At 34.9% G+C, this 16,552-nt stretch carries 15 protein-coding genes and 1 pseudogene; 6 read left to right on the forward strand and 10 right to left on the reverse strand.

The window, feature by feature from the left end:
* Positions 1–92 precede the first annotated feature (92 nt).
* The gene (locus ORL93_RS06805) at positions 93–293 is read left to right on the forward strand and encodes a hypothetical protein (protein ID WP_003199899.1); all 201 of its coding nucleotides are present in this window, start codon (positions 93–95) and stop codon (positions 291–293) included.
* A 100-nt stretch (positions 294–393) separates the two neighbouring features.
* Positions 394–1,557, forward strand: coding sequence for an aminotransferase A (locus ORL93_RS06810; protein ID WP_097794354.1), 1,164 nt, complete (start codon positions 394–396; stop codon positions 1,555–1,557).
* A 13-nt stretch (positions 1,558–1,570) separates the two neighbouring features.
* Here ORL93_RS06810 and malR read toward each other — a convergent pair whose 3' ends face one another.
* The 4 genes from malR to ORL93_RS06830 all read right to left on the reverse strand — a co-directional run bounded on the left by malR (position 1,571) and on the right by ORL93_RS06830 (position 6,351).
* Positions 1,571–2,593 (reverse strand): maltose operon transcriptional repressor MalR, encoded by a 1,023-nt coding sequence (malR, locus tag ORL93_RS06815; protein ID WP_003199897.1) that lies wholly within the window; start codon positions 2,591–2,593, stop codon positions 1,571–1,573.
* A gap of 276 nt (positions 2,594–2,869) precedes the next feature.
* Positions 2,870–3,712: a maltosaccharide ABC transporter permease MalD gene (gene malD / locus ORL93_RS06820; protein ID WP_016116108.1), complete on the reverse strand. Its 843-nt coding sequence runs from the start codon at positions 3,710–3,712 to the stop codon at positions 2,870–2,872.
* Positions 3,713–5,014, reverse strand: coding sequence for a sugar ABC transporter permease (locus ORL93_RS06825; RefSeq protein WP_006095830.1), 1,302 nt, complete (start codon positions 5,012–5,014; stop codon positions 3,713–3,715).
* A 77-nt stretch (positions 5,015–5,091) separates the two neighbouring features.
* Complete coding sequence (locus tag ORL93_RS06830; protein ID WP_006095831.1) at positions 5,092–6,351, reverse strand: sugar ABC transporter substrate-binding protein; 1,260 nt, start codon at positions 6,349–6,351, stop codon at positions 5,092–5,094.
* Between the two features lie 315 nt (positions 6,352–6,666).
* Here ORL93_RS06830 and ORL93_RS06835 point away from each other — a divergent pair, with 315 nt between their 5' ends.
* Positions 6,667–8,427 (forward strand): alpha-glycosidase, encoded by a 1,761-nt coding sequence (locus ORL93_RS06835; protein ID WP_265958821.1) that lies wholly within the window; start codon positions 6,667–6,669, stop codon positions 8,425–8,427.
* A gap of 41 nt (positions 8,428–8,468) precedes the next feature.
* Here ORL93_RS06835 and ORL93_RS06840 read toward each other — a convergent pair whose 3' ends face one another.
* Complete coding sequence (locus ORL93_RS06840; RefSeq protein WP_097794357.1) at positions 8,469–10,145, reverse strand: glycoside hydrolase family 13 protein; 1,677 nt, start codon at positions 10,143–10,145, stop codon at positions 8,469–8,471.
* A 273-nt stretch (positions 10,146–10,418) separates the two neighbouring features.
* Between ORL93_RS06840 and ORL93_RS06845 the strand changes: the two genes are divergently transcribed.
* On the forward strand, positions 10,419–11,519 hold the full coding sequence (locus tag ORL93_RS06845; protein WP_018780863.1) for an ABC transporter ATP-binding protein: 1,101 nt from the start codon (positions 10,419–10,421) through the stop codon (positions 11,517–11,519).
* 73 nt (positions 11,520–11,592) lie between these two features.
* Here the strand turns inward: ORL93_RS06845 and ORL93_RS06850 are convergent, their stop codons facing one another.
* Together ORL93_RS06850 and ORL93_RS06855 are read right to left on the reverse strand one after the other, a co-directional pair.
* Complete coding sequence (locus ORL93_RS06850; protein WP_265958896.1) at positions 11,593–12,120, reverse strand: SDR family NAD(P)-dependent oxidoreductase; 528 nt, start codon at positions 12,118–12,120, stop codon at positions 11,593–11,595.
* 410 nt (positions 12,121–12,530) lie between these two features.
* A complete protein-coding gene (locus tag ORL93_RS06855) occupies positions 12,531–12,986 on the reverse strand; it encodes an RDD family protein (RefSeq protein WP_018780861.1) in 456 nt (151 codons plus the stop codon).
* A gap of 145 nt (positions 12,987–13,131) precedes the next feature.
* Between ORL93_RS06855 and ORL93_RS06860 the strand changes: the two genes are divergently transcribed.
* On the forward strand, positions 13,132–13,569 hold the full coding sequence (locus ORL93_RS06860; protein ID WP_018764811.1) for a DUF3997 domain-containing protein: 438 nt from the start codon (positions 13,132–13,134) through the stop codon (positions 13,567–13,569).
* 42 nt (positions 13,570–13,611) lie between these two features.
* On the opposite strand, the gene ORL93_RS06865 is transcribed toward ORL93_RS06860, so the two are convergent.
* From ORL93_RS06865 to ORL93_RS06875, 3 genes and pseudogenes are all read right to left on the reverse strand, one after another.
* Positions 13,612–13,797 carry a hypothetical protein gene (locus ORL93_RS06865; RefSeq protein WP_018764812.1) on the reverse strand — a complete coding sequence of 62 codons (186 nt, stop codon included), beginning with the start codon at positions 13,795–13,797 and terminating at the stop codon, positions 13,612–13,614.
* Positions 13,798–13,877: 80 nt separating this feature from the next.
* On the reverse strand, positions 13,878–14,630 hold the full coding sequence (locus tag ORL93_RS06870; protein WP_029426884.1) for a hypothetical protein: 753 nt from the start codon (positions 14,628–14,630) through the stop codon (positions 13,878–13,880).
* A 25-nt stretch (positions 14,631–14,655) separates the two neighbouring features.
* A pseudogene (locus tag ORL93_RS06875) lies at positions 14,656–15,323 on the reverse strand (DUF4184 family protein).
* 423 nt (positions 15,324–15,746) lie between these two features.
* Here ORL93_RS06875 and ORL93_RS06880 point away from each other — a divergent pair.
* A complete protein-coding gene (locus ORL93_RS06880) occupies positions 15,747–16,499 on the forward strand; it encodes an AAA family ATPase (RefSeq protein WP_006095840.1) in 753 nt (250 codons plus the stop codon).
* Positions 16,500–16,552: the final 53 nt, after the last annotated feature.

The following is a 16,552-nucleotide window of genomic DNA, read 5'->3' on the forward strand; positions in this document are numbered from 1 at the left end:
TAAACAGACAACTATAATAACATACAGCATATAATCCATACTATCTACGTGTACAAAGAAGTGATTATTATTTTAGTAGGAGGATGATAACTATGACAGGAACTACGCTTGTTTTAAAAGAGGAGAATTTGGTCGTTCTCGAAAATGTGGATAAATCAGTATACGAAGAATTGCAAGACAAAGCTGGGGAAGAAAATTGCACATGCGCTGTGAATGAATCTGTGGTACACCTTGGAAAAGTTTCTTCAGTTCTTTGGAATGAAGATGAAATAGATTGGGAATATGGGTATTAAAAAGTCGCTTTAAGCGGCTTTTTTTTTGCGCTCCAAAGCGAAAATATAAAATTTATGATAAAATAAAAGAAATTTTGTAAACGGAAGAAAGGGAGACAAAATGGAACAATTCATTAATCCTAGAGTGAAGGATATCCAAATTTCCGGTATTCGTCAATTCTCTAATATGATTCAAAACTATGATAATCTCATTTCTTTAACAATTGGACAACCTGATTTTCCAACTCCTTCTTTAGTCAAAGAAGCTGCTAAACGAGCGATTACAGAAAACTATACGGGCTATACACACAACGCCGGCCTATTAGAATTACGCAATGCAGCTTGTCATTTTCTAAAGGAAAATTACGATTTACACTATTCACCTGAAAACGAAACCATCGTTACAATCGGTGCTAGTGAAGCGATCGATGTTACATTTCGTACTATTTTAGAACCTGGAACAGAAGTTATTTTACCAGCTCCTATTTATCCAGGCTATGAACCCATTATTAGACTGTGCGGGGCAATCCCTGTGTTTGTAGATGTTCGTGAAACTGGATTTCGATTAACAGCAGAAGCGATTCAAAATGCAATTACAGATCAAACAAGATGCATCGTTTTACCTTATCCTTCTAATCCGACTGGTGTTACACTGTCAAAAGAAGAACTAACAGATATTGTATCTGTTTTAAAAGATAAAAACATTTTCGTTCTTTCTGATGAAATTTATAGTGAGCTTGTATATGAAGATAGTCATACATCCATCGCTCATTTTCCAGAAATGCGTGATAAAACAATCGTCATTAATGGACTATCAAAATCACATTCAATGACAGGCTGGCGCATCGGTCTTTTATTTGCTCCAAGCTATTTAGCAGGGCATATTTTGAAAGTTCATCAATACAACGTTACATGTGCAACTTCAATCGCACAATACGCTGCAATCGAAGCGTTAACAGCAGCAAAAGATGCACCGCGAATGATGCGTCATCAATACAAAAAACGCCGTGATTACGTATACAACAGACTGATTCAAATGGGCTTAACTGTTGAGAAACCAACTGGTGCCTTTTATTTATTCCCATACGTTGGAAATCTTACATCCTCATCATTTGATTTTGCCATTGATCTTGTTAAAGAAGCTAGACTCGCTGTTGTTCCAGGAACAGCATTTTCAGAGTATGGTGAAGGGTATATTCGTCTTTCATACGCTTATAGTATGGAAACACTAAAAGAAGGCTGCGATCGTTTAGAAGAATTTTTAAAACAAAAAGCTAAGAGATAACACTCTTAGCTTTTTACGCATAATGATCACAAGTTTGGCGCTTCAGTAATTTATGCGGAATAATAATGCATTTTGAAGTGGACTCGGAATGCTCCACCTTATCAACTAACGCTTTTGCAGCCTCATACCCTAATTGATAAATATTCACATCAACAGTTGTAAGCGGCGGGCTCGCAATTTCAGATAATAAAGCATTATTAAAGCTCACGATTGAAACATTTTTTGGTACAGCAAGCCCTTTTTTGGCAAGCGCACTTAACACCCCAAGACCGATTAAATCATCTGTTGCCATAATTGCCGTCGGCGGCTTTTCAAGTCCCATTAACTCTTCTACAGCCTGCTGGCCACCCTCTCTTGAAAAATCAAAATGTAAAATATATTCATCTGGCAACATAATGTCAGCTAGTTTTAAAGCATCGCTCATTCCAGCTAAACGATCTTTCGTAACAAGTAAATCAGAACCACCGCCAATAAACGCTATCTGTTTATGTCCAAGTGAAATTAAGTATTCCGCTACTTCTCTTGCAGCTGTATAGTTATCATTATCTACATATGTAATTTCATCTTTTCTTTCGTATGGTTTTCCAATTAAAACAAATGGGAAATTTTGTTCATGTAAATATTGAATAATACGATCGTTCTCACGTGAATAAAGAAGAATAATTCCGCCGATTTGACGACCCTGTACCATCTTCACAACGCCATTAAAAATCTCCTCTTCTGTTTCACCGGTTGACATATACAACGCATAACCTTCGACATGTGCAAACGAGCTAATCCCTCGAATTACTTCTGGGAAAAATGGATTTTGAAATGCTTTACTTGCAGAACTCGGCATAACAAGACCGATTGTTTTTGTTGTTTGATTCGCAAGGCTTCTCGCATTTAAATTTGGATGATACCCTAGTTCACTCATTACTTTACGGACACGGCGCTTTGTTTTTTCACTTATACTTGGATTATCAGCAATTACACGAGACACAGTGGAAGGCGCAACATTTGCCTTTTTCGCTACATCTTTAATTGTAACTGTCATAAAATCTCCTCCTCTCTTCTAATTCTTCATTCATATCTATTTTTATCCTGCAGTTCTACAGGTAGTAGGAGAAAACGAAAGCCGCCATTACTTTATTTCATTCCTCAAAAAATTATATTAATGTAAACTAATATTCTCCCTCTTCATGTATTGTAAGGGATACAAGCTTATTTTCCTATACTATAATATACTATTTTTTTCACATCTTTCCCCTTACAATGTCATATGAATCGAAATTCTCCCTAAAAAAGAGAAATGGGACATAATGTCCCATTTTCATCCTTTCGTACCTCCAGCTGTTAAACCAGAAATAAAATATTTTTGCAATGATAAGAACAAAATTGAAATCGGTATAGCAATTAATACGGAACCCGCTGCAAATGTTGTAAATTCATTACCAAATTTCTTCGCTACCATTTCATATAATCCAACAGCTAATGTATAGTTTTCTGGTGTCCGTAAAATGATACTTGCTAAAATAAAATCTGTAAACGGACCAATAAAGGTAAATAAAGCTACAACTGCCACAATTGGTTTTGCGAGCGGCATAATAATTTGCCAAAAAATCCGGAAGTGCCCTGCCCCGTCCATACGAGCCGACTCATCTAATTCTTTTGGAATCGTATCAAAGTAACCCTTCATCAGCCACGTATTCATTGGAATTGCTCCGCCCACATAAATTAAGATTAACGCTAGATGCGTATCAATTAATCCTGTCAACTGCGCTAATACATAGAGTGCGATTAACGCTGAAAAATTCGGTATCATTTGTAGAATTAAAAACGTTAATAATCCATTCTTTCTTCCGACAAAACGATATCTTGAAAAAGCATAAGCGGTGAAACTAATGGATAGTACTGAGAAGATCATCGTCAATACACTAACTTTCAGTGTATTTTTGTACCAAAGTAAATAATTACTCTTATCAAGATTAAGTAGGTCTCGATAATGATCTAGCGTTGCATTTTTCGGAATAATACTTGATCCTGATAAACTATCTCCTGGATTAAACGATGAACCAACAATCCATAGTAATGGATAGAAAATAATGACACACATTATGAAAATGACGAAATAACTTAATGAAAGACGTAACATCTTCTGTCGTTTTATATTCATTTACATCATATCCTCTTCTTGGAATGATTTTGTTCTTTTAAATTGCCATAACGCCACAGAAATAACAATTAACGATAAAATCATCGTAAGTGCCGCTGCTTTTCCGTATTGCGCTGATGTCATTGTTAATTTATAGATCCAGGAAATTAAAATATCTGTTCCACCTGCATTTTGTCCCGAAACAGCAGGCCCCCCGCCATTAAATAGGTAAATAATACTGAAATTATTAAAGTTAAATGTATATTGTGTAATTAAGATTGGTGCTGTTGCATATAGAACAAGCGGCAAGGTAATTTTACGAAATTGTTGCCATGCCGTTGCTCCATCTACTGTAGCAGCTTCATACAATTCCCCTGGAATCGATTGCAGTATACCTGTTGTCATTGCAAAAATAAATGGGAAACCAAGCCATGTTTGAATAAAAATCAAAGCAATTTTTGCCCAAAATGGATCTGTCATCCAAGCAATTTTTTCAATTCCAAATAGCGCTAACACTTGATTATTAATTGCTCCAAATGATTCATTGAACATACCAGCAAAGACAAGGATGGATACGAATGCTGGAACTGCCCACGGTAAAATAAAGATTGTACGAATCACTGCTTTCCCTTTAATACCAGGCTGATTCACTAATATTGCTAAGAAAATTCCAAGTGCTACTTGTAAAGTAGTCGCGACAAATGTCCAAATCACAGTCCAAGAGAATACACTTAAGAATGTATCCCTCCACATTGGTAATGTGAAAATATCAGTAAAGTTTTTAAAACTAACCCACTCGACTAATTTCGCTGGAGGAGAATGATATAAATCATAGTTTGTAAATCCAATTAAGAATACGAAAATAATTGGAAACACAACTACAAAAATCAATAACAGAAATCCCGGAGAAACCATCAAATATGGAAAACCTTGATCTAATAAATTACGGTATTGTTCTTTCACAGAATTTAACGGTATTCCTATATCACGTTTTTTCCCATTTTGATAGGCATCATATAAATTAAAAGCATATATTCCTAGTCCAAACGCAATAACAATTAGTGCTAAAATCCCTTCTACTAATAGAAAGATAGAATGATCCCGAGGAACCTCTGTACCAAGTGTAACAATTCCCCACAATCCCATATTTAACAAATCTGCAAATGCTACGATAAATGAACCTGTTAATACAAGAAAGATAAGAGCTTTTACATATTGTTTATTGTATATTTGACCAACGCCTGGAATGATTGACAACATCGCGGCTGTTTTGCGGTATTTTGAACCATTTACCTCTTGCATTGGTTCAATGGATGCTTGCATATTTCTTCCCCCTTTTTTCTTCCCCTTGGAAGGAGGAGAATTCGTATCCCTTCTTTATAAGAGATACGAATTCCGTCTTATTTTTGCTTACTATGGTTTGCTTCAATGTTTCCTTTAATTTGTTTCACAGCTTCATCAAGTGCTGGTTTTGGTTCTTGTTTTCCAGCTGCAAGTAACTCTAATGCAAATCTTGCAGGCTCCCATACTTCTTGCATTTCTGGAATATTCGGCATTGGAATACCTGTCTCAGCCTGTTTCGTTATTGCTTTTGCAGCTTCACTGTCTTTAATCATTGGATCTTCCATTAATGATTTTACAGGCGGAATTTCTTTTGATTTTTCATAACGAATTTTTGCATTTTCTTCATTTGTTACCCAATCAACAAATTTCGTTGCTAAATCTTTATTTTTTGAAAAGCTTGTTACATGCCATCCTTTTACACCAACAAAAGTTTTCATCGGTTGACCATTTGGTAATTTTGGCATCGGTGCTACACCATAATCAATTCCGTTTTTCTCCATAGCTTGAAATGCCCATGGACCATTCATAATGGATGCAGCTTTTCCTTCATTAAACAATCCATCTGCAGCTGCCCCACCAGACTCACCAATAATACCTTTTGGGAACAAGTTCTCCTTGTACCATTTTTGAATATATTCCATCCCTTGTACCGCGCCACTACTATTTAATCCGATATCGGCTGTATTCGGTTTTCCATCTTTCTCACCAAATACATACCCTCCCATACCAGCCATAAATGCATTTGCAAAATATAAATTATCTCCTAGTGCTAAAAATCCGTACTTACCATCTTTTGTGAAATCTTTCGAGAAATTATATAATTCATCCATTGTTTCTGGTGCCTTTGGCATAAGCTTTTTATTATAAATAAATACAGGTGTTTCGATCGCCTTTGGCAAACCATATAATTTCCCTTTATATGTTTGAGCTTCTATAGATAAATCGGTAAATTTGCTCTTTACAGCATCATCAACCTTTACTTCATCAATTAACCCTTCAGTAACAACATTTCCAATATGATCATGCGGTAATGTTACAACATCAGGTCCGGTACCTGCTGGACCATCCAAACGTAGTTTTTTTGTTTGATCTGTCATTTGAATTTCGGCCACTTTTACTTTTACATTATATTTTTTTTCAAAGCTTTTTACTGCTGGTTCTAATGCAGGACCTTTTTTAAGATCTTCCCAAACAAGAAGGTCATAATCTTTCTTCTCTTTACTCGCTTCCTTTTTTCCTGAATCTTTCGGACCACATGCCGATAACATACCAATTGTCAAAGCTGAAACTGTTAATAATGATAATGCTTTCTTCACCCTCAAAACCTCCCTAAGTTATATGTAATAATCAACTAAAATGAAAACGTTTGCACTTACAAGTTTTATAGAAGCGCAAACAATCTTCTAATCTATGAAAACGTTTGCACTATTTGTCTATCATTATACATTCTTTTATATATTTTGCAAATATTTTCTTTATGTATTTTTCAAAAAATTCATGAAGTATTTCTTTATATCCATTGACTTTATATAAAATGAATACTACTCTTATAAGCAATATTGAAGTTATATAAAAAGCAATCGTTTGCAATATATTATTATTTATTGAGATATCAAAGGGGGATTTTCTATATGTTTAAAGAAGCAATATACCATAGACCGAAAGATAATTACGCATACGCTTACGATGAAAAAACGCTCCATATTCGATTGCGCACAAAAAAAAATGATGTAGATATCGCCTCACTCATTCATGGCGATCCTTATGAATGGCAAGATGGGAAGTGGATCACAGCAAACATACCGATGAAAAAGAGCGGCTCAACAGATTTATTTGATTATTGGTTCGTTTCAATCGAACCGAACTTTAAGCGCTTACGATATGGATTTGAACTAAAAAATAATACAGAAACGATCGTCTATACAGAACGCGGCTTTTTCCCTGAAACACCTAATGATGATGTTGGCAACTTTTTTTGCTTTCCATTTATTCATGAACAGGATGTTTTTAGAACTCCTTCATGGATAAAAGATACAGTGTGGTATCAAATTTTCCCAGAACGTTTTGCTAATGGAGATCCTTCATATAATCCAGCTGATACTCTTCCTTGGGGGAGCACTGATCCAACAACTACTAACTTTTTTGGCGGAAATTTCGCTGGAGTTATCCAGCACCTTGATTACCTTGTAAAACTTGGTATTTCCGGAATTTACTTCACTCCAATCTTTACAGCACACTCTAATCACAAATATGACACAATTGATTACATGGAAATCGATCCGCAATTTGGGACGAAGGAAACTTTTAAAAAACTTGTTAACGCCTGCCACAAGCGAGGTATAAAAGTAATGCTAGATGCCGTTTTTAATCATAGCGGATATTTCTTTGATAAATTTCAAGATGTTCTCAAAAAAGGAAAGCAATCTCGCTATACCAACTGGTTTCATATTCACGAATTTCCAATTGTAACAGAGCCACTTCCGAACTACGATACCTTCGCCTTTACACCATATATGCCTAAATTAAATACAGCCCATCCAGATGTAAAAGAATACTTACTCAAAGTAGGGCGTTATTGGGTACGAGAGTTTCACATTGATGGCTGGCGCCTCGATGTAGCAAACGAAGTTGATCATAGCTTTTGGAGAGAATTCCGTAGTGAAATAAAAGCAATTAACCCTGAAGTCTATATTTTAGGAGAGATTTGGCATGATGCTCAGCCATGGTTACAAGGTGATCAATTCGATGCCGTCATGAGCTATCCTGTTACAAATGCTCTGCATTCTTACTTTGCAAACGAAACAATTGGGGCAAGTGAATTTATGGAACAAATTACAGCTTCTCTTCACTCCTATTCCATGAACGTAAACGAAGCTGCTTTTCATCTATTAGACAGTCATGATACACCGAGAATTTTAACAACCTGTAAAGGAAATAAAAATAAAGTAAAACTACTTTATGTATTCCACCTTTCTTTCATCGGTTCACCATGCGTTTATTACGGTGATGAAATCGGTATGGATGGCGGAATGGATCCTGGGTGCCGGAAATGTATGGTCTGGGATGAAGATAAGCAAGATACAGTATTATTTAAGCATATACAAAGATTAATTTCATTACGAAGACAATATAAAGCATTTGGTGGACATGGATTATTCCAATGTATTGAAGCAAACGATGAACAAGGTTACATTTCTTATACGAAAACATACGGAGAAGAAACGATATTTTTTGTTTTAAATCCAACAAACCAAGAAATTTCAGCTCCTATACCTTTTGATATCGCCGGTAAAAAAATTGTAAATTTATATACAAACGAAGAATTTTCAGCAGAAGCAGACTCATTACAGGTTACACTTCCACCATATGGATTTTCAATTTTAAAATGGTAAAATATAAAAGCCTTGTGTCATTTCTGACCCAAGGCTTTTCATTATTTTAACTTGTATACCCTCGCTTCATATGGCTGTAAATCGATACTCTTAATTGTTTCATTTTGCACATCATAATTGTGTATCAATAATTCTGAACTATTATAATTTACCTCTTCTGGTATTTCAAATACACACTCATTCTCAGTAAAGTTCGCAATGACAAGTACTTTCTCATCTTTCCATGTCCGCATATAGGCAAAAACAGATGGATGTTCTTCAAAAATTAAATCATATGTTCCATACACAATGATTTCATGTTTTTTACGAAGTTCAATTAATTTTTTATAGTAATAAAAAATAGAATTTTTATCCTGCAACGCTTGTGTCACATTAATTTCTTTATAATTAGAATTTAATGCAATCCATGGTTCTCCAGCTGTAAATCCAGCGTGCTTTCCATCATCCCATTGCATTGGTGTTCTAGCATTATCTCGCCCTTTTATATAAATCGATTGCATTACTTTTTCTTCATCTTCACCACGCTCTATTACTTTTTCACGGTACATATTCAGCGTTTCAATATCTCGGTACTCATCAATCGAATCAAAGTGAACATTTGTCATCCCAATTTCTTCTCCTTGGTAAATATAAGGAGTACCTTTCATCATATGAAGTACCGTCGCTAACATTTTCGCTGATTCTATGCGGTATGTTTTATCGTTACCAAAGCGTGAGACAACACGGGGCTGATCATGATTGTTCCAATACAAACTATTCCATCCTGTTTGTTCCAACGCTTTCTGCCATTTTGTTAAATTACGCTTTAACGTTAAGAGTGAGCATGGCTTTACGTCCCATTTTCCTCCTTTTCCAGAATCTAAATCCATATGTTCAAACTGAAATACCATTTGTAATTCTTGACGTTCTTCAGCTGTATACAGTTTAGCCTCCTCTGTTGTTACACCCGGCATTTCACCAACAGTCATAATATCGTATTTCGACAATACTTTCTGATTCATTTCATGTAAGTATGCATGAATATTTGGTCCATTCATAAAGTATTGATGGCCTGATACATAACCTTCTTTCTCCGTTTTCACAGTTGGTAATCCCTCTGTTTTAGAAATAAAATTAATCACATCCATACGAAAACCATCGATTCCTTTTTCAAGCCAAAACTCCATCATCTCATAAACATCTTTTCGCACTATTTCATTATCCCAATTTAAATCTGGTTGCTTTTTAGAGAATAAATGTAAATAATATTCATCTGTCGCTTCATCATACTGCCAAGCAGATCCACTAAAAGCCGCTTCCCAGTTATTTGGCTCTTTTCCATCTTTCCCAGGACGCCAAATATAGTAATCTCGATACGGGTTATCTTTTGACTTACGAGATTCGATGAACCAATTATGTTCATCAGAAGTATGGTTAACAACTAAATCCATCATTAATTTCATATCACGTTGATGCATTTCACTTAATAATTCGTCCCAATCGTTCATTGTTCCAAACTCATCCATAATATTACGATAATCACTAATATCATAACCATTATCATCATTGGGAGATTCATAGACTGGTGATAACCAAATTACATCTATACCTAAGTTTTGTAAATAATCAAGCTTTGAAATGATTCCGCGAAGGTCACCAATTCCATCACCATTACTATCCATAAAGCTACGTGGATAAATTTGATATACAACACTTTCTTTCCACCATTGTTTTTCCATCATGCTACCTCATTTCATTTTTAAATCGAAAAATCCAGGCGCAAACGTTTTCATTAATGAATGATAACAGATTTTAAAACAAATGAAAACAGCGCTTACATTTTTCTATTTTAATTTAGCCAATTTTCACAGAGAAGAGGCTTTATTATTAAATATCCCCCCCTTTATGAAAACGTTTTATTTTTTTGTATCATTTTTATTTATTTTTTAAATACATTCGTTTATAATGAACTCAAAGAAAACGTTTGCATAATTTTTCTAGGAGGAAAAGTCATGGCAGAACTAAAGTTAGAAAATATTTATAAAATTTATGATAATAACGTAACAGCAGTAACAGACTTCAATTTACATATTCAAGATAAAGAGTTTATCGTTTTCGTTGGTCCATCTGGCTGTGGAAAATCGACAACATTACGAATGGTAGCTGGACTTGAAGACATTTCAAAAGGGGAATTTTCTATTGATGGTAAGGTAATGAATGATGTTCCTCCAAAAGATCGCGATATTGCAATGGTTTTTCAAAACTATGCACTCTATCCACATATGAGTGTTTATGACAACATGGCATTTGGATTAAAACTTCGTAAAATCCCAAAAGACGAAATTGACCGCCGCGTAAAGGATGCGGCTCAAATTCTAGGGCTTTCGGAATATTTAAATCGAAAACCAAAAGCATTATCTGGTGGACAACGCCAACGTGTTGCGTTAGGTCGTGCTATCGTTCGTGACGCAAAAATTTTCTTAATGGACGAGCCATTATCAAATTTAGATGCAAAATTACGTGTAGCGATGCGCTCAGAAATTTCTAAACTGCATCAAAGACTTGGGACAACAACAATTTATGTAACACATGATCAAACAGAAGCGATGACAATGGCTTCACGCCTTGTCGTTATGAAAGATGGGAAAATTCAACAAATCGGTTCACCAAAAGAAGTATATGAAACACCGGAAAACATTTTTGTTGGTGGATTTATTGGCTCACCTGCAATGAATTTCTTCCATGGTAAATTAACAGAACAATACTTTGTTATAGATGATAAGGTAAAAATCAAAGTATCTGAAGGCAAAATGAAATTATTACGCGAACAAGGTTATGTGCATCAAGAAATTGTATTGGGGATACGTCCAGAAGATATCCATGACGAACTTTTATTTTTAGAGGCTTCACAAGATACAACATTTACAACTCAAATTGAAGTTGCTGAACTATTAGGTGCAGAATCTATTTTATATATGAAACTTGGAAATCAAGATTTTGCAGCCCGTCTGGATGCAAGACATACCTTTACACATGGTGATCAAATCAAACTTGCATTTGATATGAATAAGGCACATTTCTTTGATAGTACAACAGAAAAACGTATTCGATAAAGCACCACTTTTCTTTACGTCATACAGATACAAAAAAACCGTCCACATATGTATTTCGGGCGGTTTTCTACTATTATATTAGGGTTCCTACTGTATGAAATGACTGTTCTTTTGTACTAATAATACCGAAAATAAGTAAATCAGTTAGCATTACTTCTTCTTGATGTTTCATAAAAGATACCGTCAATTGTTTTAGTTCTATCCAAACGTCATTAATACAAAGTACATTGGAATCGTTCTCTTGTTGACGTAAAAAAATAGAATCTATTTTATATAAACCAGCATTATTAAAGAGCATATCAATACGATTATAAGCGACAATAGCAACTCCAATGACACGTTGCCAATCTCCTTGTTTCGCCATATCATGAGTAACAAAAAGGGCTTCACCATCTAAATCTACGATTTCCTCCGCTGTTGCTTGTCCATTTTCCTGATCAATATCCGTCACAATTACTTTTGCACCTTGTTCTGCCAACAAAAGAGCCGTACTACGTCCAATACCGATGCCACCACCAGTTACAACGGCAACTTTTCCTGCAAGTTTCATCGTCATTACCCCTTCTGTAAGTCTCCCTTTCGCCCGTAGCTCTGCAAGCAGGAAAAGCCCACATCCCTTTTTGTAATCGCTTACTTATCTGTTTTCTCTTTTTCTTACTATTGTATTTATCAAAAGCTAGACCGATAAAAATAAGTACCCCCCAAAAAATTAAGTTACTTTCTGTCATTTCGATCTCCCCCTTGTTATACAACACATCTGTTTCATTTATCATATCTTTTTCCTAACTTTCAGTCTAATATAATAAAAAAATAGGATGTGTTAAAAAGTTTACTATTGCTTGCTTTTTAACACATCCTGCATCAATATGAAGGGTACTCTATAGGAGATGTCCGCCCTATATGAACTCCATTATACCAATTAAATTTATCGAATTTCGTAAAAATTTAAGGGTACATATATTTTTTAATACGTCCTAAATATAACTCTTTATCATTCTATCCTAGTATTCTTTAAACGAGACTCATCACTTTCGTTTTCATAATTAAGTCATGGAACCCACAATTATCGTGACGGAACAACATCATATATACGTTACAGATAGATGGAATTCCAAGCAACAATATGTTTGGTAATAACAATACAAAGAACCGTACTGTTAGTGTTTGAATTGTTAACTTTTCACTTGTTAATGATACAAGTCTTGTTCGGGTTATTTTTTTACCAATTGTACAGCCATTCCATATAAATGGAACAAAAATAAAATAGATAGCCATTAATATAAAAACAAGCGCAAGATCATATCGATAATCACCTAAGCTTATGTTAAAACGATTGAAAATGGCCCCATAATTCCTCGTTACAACTGCCACAACAGCACCGTACATAACCGAGATTAAAAACATATCGATAATGGAAGCACCTATGCGATTCATTACTACCGCTGGACGATGCATCTTTAACTTCATTTTATGTCGACTCCTTTGTATCCTTCTTTACCTGTCTCATCGTACCATTTCTAAAAACCATTGTAAACAACTCATATATTGGCGTTTCTTTTCCTTTTCTTGTACAATATGTTTACCACAAGCATTTTATAAGGAGGGTCTCATATTGAAGCGATTGATGACCGTAATTGCCATTATACTTTTGACTGGTTGCACAGCAAACTCTAGCCATTCAGCTTACACCATCAATGAAGAATATGAACTAATAAATACTTCCGGAAATGCATTTGAACTTTTTCCAAAACCAGACGCTGTATATGCTACACAATATGTCCCAGCTAAAATTGTAGAAATTGCATGGGACGATATATATATTATTGCAAAACAAATTGAAGAAAAATCCGATCCCAATAACCCAGAATCTAGTATTACAAATAAACGGAGCGAACATTACTGGATTATTGATATGAACAACAATCGTCGTTTTGGTCCTTATAATGAAAAACAATTTCAGGAACAAAAAGAAGCATTTCGAATTTCTGAACAATTACAAACCGTAGAAACCTATTTAAATGAGCAAAACAAACGGTCAGTAAACGCCTAATAACGGCTGTTTATTTCAAGAACCAAAAATAGTATATTTTTTTCAGTCCATTTGCTGATTTTTATAGCTTGGATGTTCCCCTGTTATCGCGATAACAGTACCGCATTTTTTACAAATTTCTACCACTGCGACTGCTTGTGCAAATAAAGTAAGATAACCTTTTTGGTCTGGTGCTATCGTTGCTTTTTCTATCTCCTTACTACCGCATTCGTAACATCTTTTTTCCATTTTTCTTCCCCCTTTGCACTTTATAATACATTCGCTTTGATTTGACAAATTTCCTGTTCTTTTTCTATACAAAAAACATCTCACTTAGACAGTGAGATGTTAAATGTTTGCGGTTCTGTAACCGTTTCATGTGTATCACCCGTTGCAAGAACATCTGTTGTAAATGAGATTTGAGTAATCTCTTTTTTCTCATCCTCGAGTATTAATCCAATTATCCCTTCCCTCGTCTCACCTGGTTTATACTCTTCTCTTGTAACACTTTTTGTACCTACAAGCGTATCCTCTTCATATAAAAAGTTTTGTTTTGGGACATTAAAGTGCTGCGTTTCATTAATAGTAATATCATTCATAGAGAAAAACTGCATGTCTTTATCTCCACTATTTTCTACCTTATATGTAATTTCAACATAACGCACTTTATCTCCAATGTCTTTTCCGCTTAACGAAGCGTACAACTCAGCATCTTCTCGATTGACTTTGTCTCCAAGTCTACGCTGCACTTCTTCTGGACTTAATGCTGTATATACTTTCAATGTATCTTTTGCATCTTGACTCATTTGTGATAATGCAATAACCTTTACATCTTGTACATGAATTTTCATTGGAGCTACTTCAAACGTTTGATTAACATGTTTTAACCTCTCTAATTTAAATGTTCCCCATCCTTTTTCTTTTACAACCTGTCCAACTTTCTTTAATTCCTTGCCACCGTATTCAGTTGTTTCTGGAATAGATTCTTTCTTTACTTCTTTTTTTTCTTCCTTTTGAAAACAACCGCTTAACAAAACAATAGAACTACATAAAATACAAATACTTTTCCATACTTTCATCATCTTACTCCTAACACTCTCATTCATACTAACTCGATTCTTCTCTTGTTTCGTATATTGCGGAAACAATGAATAGACCACAAAAAACACTTGTAAATCCAGAAACTATTATACTCCCTATTTGTAAAATTTGAAAATAGGGGTCTAGCAACACGTGCATAGTAAACACTACTAACGCCGTAATCATCGTCCATCCCCAATATTTCCTTTTCTCTCTTGCTGAAACTATATCTACTTTTATTTGAAAATCTCGATGTTTCCATAGAACATATATAAGCAGCAAAAAAACAAGACATGTACTCCCGTGCTGCATGAATTTATATATCGGCATGGAATATATATGTTGTTGTAGAGATGGTAAATTCATAACAAAATAACCCATCTTATGGGTAAAAGCATCCCAAACGAAATGTGTAAGCATACCGAATAATGCAGAATAGAGAAAAACAAAAATTTCTTTCCCTGAAGTAAGCCTCCATGGAATAGATGCTACATAACGATAGTAGACTGAAAACGAGCGGTAAGTTCAAATAAAAGAACCCTAAATGTATGTCCAATGACACCATATGGTCGAAAATGCAAAAAATATTCAAAATCGGGTACCATACTTCCTAATACTAGCGCTGTTACTGAAACATATCGTTGTTTCTTGCAAAAAGGAATGACAGCAGCAGGATGCGCAAATGTAAACGGCATATGTTACTCCCTTCTGAAACCAAAAAAATATTTCTATGTAAGACACCCTCTATCATAACGATATCGATTCTTGATATGCAACACTTATTTTGACATTGGAATATCCACAACTTACATGATACAATCCAAATGTAATATTTAGGAAATGGAAGTGATATCATTTTGTCCCTAATGTTTGTCTTTCTCCTTATTCTATTAGAACTTTTTATAACCACGTATATAGGCTTTTTTCTATGGAAATATATAAAAATAGTAAAGTATATTCCAAATCTACTAGTTTTTATAGCTACTATACTGATTTTTATTATAAAGAGACACACCTATGGCTGGGAAGGACTAGGTTTCTCGGCTTTGCAAGTTGCCTGATCCTTGTACTTGCTGCTATATTAGAAACAAAATCTTCAACGAATTGAGGTATATATTTTGAATGAGCGTACAGCCTTTCTAAAGAACGTCTCCTTACAAAAAGAACATATCCCTAATTTTTCCGTGTATCCATATTGCTTACCCGCTATCCGAACATTACAATCACTAGACTTCCATCCAAATGTAACATTTATAATTGGAGAAAATGGAACTGGGAAGTCTACATTGTTAGAAGCCCTCGCCATCGCTTTAGGATTTAATGCGGAAGGTGGAACAAAAAATTTCCGTTTTGCTACACATGATTCGCATTCATCCTTACACAAATATATTCGCGTAGCAAAAAGCGTCGCGACACCAAAAGACGGATTCTTTCTGCGAGCAGAATCATTTTATAATGTTGCTTCTTATATCGATGAAATTGATTCTGAACAATTTTTGGGAGGTAAGGTTATTGATTCATATGGTGGTATTTCCTTACACAATCAATCACATGGTGAATCATTTTTTTCTTTATTTATGAACCGTTTTACAGGACAAAGCTTATATATTTTAGACGAGCCTGAAGCAGCTTTATCTCCAATGAGGCAGCTTTCTATGCTCATTCGTATGCGTGAATTAGCAGAGCAAGGATCACAATTCATTATCGCAACTCACTCTCCTATTTTGATGGCTTATCCAGAGTCCAATATATATTCTTTCTCACAAGAAGGAATCACAGAAGCAATCCTAGAGGAAACTGAGCATTATCAAACGATGAAACTCTTTTTCGAGAATCGGGATCGCTTGTTTCATCATTTGTTCCAATCATAAAGAAAAAGGTAATATTACTCGTTGATACCCAAAAAAAGAAGGAGCAGCTCGCT

The organism is Bacillus sp. DHT2 (assembly GCF_026241455.1).
Taxonomy (GTDB): Bacteria; Bacillota; Bacilli; order Bacillales; family Bacillaceae_G; genus Bacillus_A; species Bacillus_A pseudomycoides.

Bases quoted from the DNA above. Each gene is read 5' to 3' on its own strand.
- ORL93_RS06810 (WP_097794354.1), top strand. From the start codon at position 394: ATGGAACAATTCATTAATCCTAGAGTGAAGGATATCCAAATTTCCGGT.
- ORL93_RS06855 (WP_018780861.1), bottom strand. From the start codon at position 12,986: ATGAAGTTAAAGATGCATCGTCCAGCGGTAGTAATGAATCGCATAGGT.
- ORL93_RS06870 (WP_029426884.1), bottom strand. From the start codon at position 14,630: ATGATGAAAGTATGGAAAAGTATTTGTATTTTATGTAGTTCTATTGTT.
- malR (WP_003199897.1), bottom strand. From the start codon at position 2,593: ATGACAGTTACAATTAAAGATGTAGCGAAAAAGGCAAATGTTGCGCCT.
- ORL93_RS06805 (WP_003199899.1), top strand. From the start codon at position 93: ATGACAGGAACTACGCTTGTTTTAAAAGAGGAGAATTTGGTCGTTCTC.
- malD (WP_016116108.1), bottom strand. From the start codon at position 3,712: ATGAATATAAAACGACAGAAGATGTTACGTCTTTCATTAAGTTATTTC.
- ORL93_RS06840 (WP_097794357.1), bottom strand. From the start codon at position 10,145: ATGGAAAAACAATGGTGGAAAGAAAGTGTTGTATATCAAATTTATCCA.
- ORL93_RS06835 (WP_265958821.1), top strand. From the start codon at position 6,667: ATGTTTAAAGAAGCAATATACCATAGACCGAAAGATAATTACGCATAC.
- ORL93_RS06825 (WP_006095830.1), bottom strand. From the start codon at position 5,014: ATGCAAGCATCCATTGAACCAATGCAAGAGGTAAATGGTTCAAAATAC.
- ORL93_RS06865 (WP_018764812.1), bottom strand. From the start codon at position 13,797: ATGGAAAAAAGATGTTACGAATGCGGTAGTAAGGAGATAGAAAAAGCA.
- ORL93_RS06845 (WP_018780863.1), top strand. From the start codon at position 10,419: ATGGCAGAACTAAAGTTAGAAAATATTTATAAAATTTATGATAATAAC.